Source organism: Burkholderia sp. SIMBA_062, assembly GCF_046534765.1.
Taxonomy (GTDB): domain Bacteria; phylum Pseudomonadota; class Gammaproteobacteria; order Burkholderiales; family Burkholderiaceae; genus Burkholderia; species Burkholderia ambifaria.
Genome location: NZ_JAWRYD010000201.1, coordinates 1 through 283, shown reverse-complemented (window position 1 = coordinate 283; position 283 = coordinate 1). Strand labels below are relative to the sequence as shown.

Annotated in this window: 1 protein-coding gene; it reads left to right on the top strand. The window is 66.8% G+C overall.

What is annotated here, in order from left to right; all coding sequences use genetic code 11:
• On the top strand, positions 1–283 hold a 283-nt coding region (locus SB786_RS36035), incomplete at both ends, for a hypothetical protein (protein ID WP_410731549.1).

Genomic DNA, 283 nt, shown 5'->3' with positions numbered 1-283 from the left:
CCCTCAAGCCGCTGTTACCGCTGTATGTCTCGAGCGTGGACAGCGGCAACCTCGCCGCCCTGCTGTTGACACTCAAGCCCGGCCTGCTGGAAATGGCCGACACGCCCCTGCTCGACCGGCGACTGAGCCAGGGATTGCTCGACACCTTTGACACGCTGCTGGACGCCTATGCCCGCACAGGCGCGGACATCCAGCCGATCTCGGCCCTGCGCGAGCAGGTGCGGCTCGCCCATGGCCAGGTGGGCGACGTATACGCCACGCTGCTGCCGATGCTGGTCGAACA